This is a genomic window from Pantoea sp. R102 (genome assembly GCF_004916815.1).
Lineage (GTDB): Bacteria > Pseudomonadota > Gammaproteobacteria > Enterobacterales > Enterobacteriaceae > Pantoea > Pantoea dispersa.
On record NZ_SDFT01000248.1, the window covers coordinates 1 to 1,823 of the forward strand.

At 52.2% G+C, this 1,823-nt stretch carries 2 protein-coding genes and 1 pseudogene; all 3 read left to right on the top strand.

The features are described from left to right. Positions 1–490: 16S rRNA (guanine(527)-N(7))-methyltransferase RsmG (gene rsmG, locus ERD80_RS20945; protein WP_136548404.1), on the top strand; the 490-nt coding region annotated here is incomplete at its 5' end. Between the two features lie 713 nt (positions 491–1,203). After that, positions 1,204–1,584: a F0F1 ATP synthase subunit I gene (gene atpI / locus ERD80_RS20950; protein ID WP_021508185.1), complete on the top strand. Its 381-nt coding sequence runs from the start codon at positions 1,204–1,206 to the stop codon at positions 1,582–1,584. Positions 1,585–1,592: 8 nt separating this feature from the next. Beyond that, positions 1,593–1,823: pseudogene (locus ERD80_RS20955) on the top strand (F0F1 ATP synthase subunit A); the annotation flags it as partial.

Here is a 1,823-nt window from a genome sequence, read left to right on the forward strand (position 1 = left end):
GCGCGATCCGCAGCAGATGCTGGTGCGCCACATTCTCGACAGCATCGTGGTAGAACCCCACCTGCAGGGTGAGCGCTTTATTGATGTCGGTACCGGACCGGGCCTGCCGGGGATCCCGCTGGCGATTGTCCGCCCGCAGGCGCACTTTACGCTGCTGGACAGCCTCGGGAAACGCGTGCGTTTCCTGCGTCAGGTGCAACATGAGTTAGGGCTTACTAACGTCACGCCGGTGCAGAGCCGGGTGGAAGAGTTCCCGGCTGAGCCGCCGTTTGACGGGGTGATCAGCCGCGCCTTCGCGTCGCTGGAGGACATGCTGAACTGGTGTCATCATCTGCCGGGCGCGACAGGCCACTTCTATGCACTGAAAGGCGTCAGGCCGGATGACGAAATTGCCGCGCTGCCTGCCGGCTTCGCCATCGAAAAAATTGAGCCACTGCGGGTGCCGGAACTGGAAGGTGAGCGTCATCTGGTGGTGATCAGGCGGCAATAGTCGCGCAAACGGTGTGGATTTATCGTGATTCATGCCGTTTGGCTTAGCGCAGCAGCCGGCTAAAAAAACAGCGGTTGAACGCGTCACGATAAACGCTTTTATTCAACAGGGCAGGGGAAGCAGGTTAACATCCGCCGCGGAAATTATCCGAAAACCTCTGTTACATTTAACGAATAATTCACATTTCATTATCAGTTACATCACTTTAACCGCTGTATTTACTGTGCCGAATAATCACGGCGGAAAATATAACTCTGCAATAAATCGGCGGACGTAATATCAGTTTTACGTTTTTATTGCGGTGGGTGATGTCAATAGAGTGTTTTTATCGAAAATCTGGCGCTAATCCTGGAACAATAATTCTATCTCACTGATAGAAAAGTAAATTACGGGTTTGATTAATTGCGCGGCAGGGGTTAAAAAGCAAATTATCGCTGCCGGGGGTGCTTATAATGTGATCTGAAGCACGCTTTAAAAGCAAGTCTGCCGGGCAATTTCAAGCCTGTTTCGTCAGGCAGGCCGAAGCGGATGTTTTGAAAAATAGCCCTCCAGAAAGAAATTTAAATAATTGTTCACCTTTTCGCTACTTACCGATTGAAATCGCAGGTGCGGCCCGTATAATTTGCACGGCTTTTGCTGCTTGACTCAAAAGAGTAAAGGCAGTCTTATACGACACGCGACATACCCCGTTCGGGGCAGGAGAGTTAAGCGTCATGTCAGTGTCTCTTTACAGTGTGAAATTAGCCCGAACCGTGCTGGTGATCCAGCTGGTGACCTTTGTCGTAATCGGTGCGCTGTTTGCCCTGAAAGATGTCACCTGGGGCGCCTCTGCCATCGCGGGTGGTGCGGCAGCCTGGCTGCCAAACGTACTGTTTATGTTTTTAGCCTGGCGCCTGCAGGATCAAACTCCGGCAAAAGGGCGTGTCGCCTGGAGCTTCGCCTTTGGTGAAGTGCTCAAGGTGTTTGCCACCGTTGTTTTTCTCGTTGTGGCGTTAGGTGGATTTGGAGCGGTCTTCTGGCCACTCGCAATCACCTGGTTATCGGTGCTGGTGGTACAAATCGTCGCGCCGGCTGTAATTAACAACAAAGGGTAAGAGGCATCATGGCCGCAGGAGAGATCTCAACGCCGCAGGAATACATAGGTCATCATCTGACACATCTTCAGATGGACCTGCGTACTTTCGAGCTGGTGAATGCACACGACGCGCCAGCAACGTTCTGGACGTTAAACCTGGACTCCATGTTTTTCTCTGTTGTACTGGGACTGGTGTTCCTGGTGCTGTTCCGTAAAGTGGCGAAAAGTGCCACCAGCGGTGTGCCAGGGAAAATGCAG

Excerpts from the sequence above, each read along its gene's own strand:
- atpI (WP_021508185.1), top strand. The coding sequence starts at position 1,204 with ATGTCAGTGTCTCTTTACAGTGTGAAATTAGCCCGAACCGTGCTGGTG.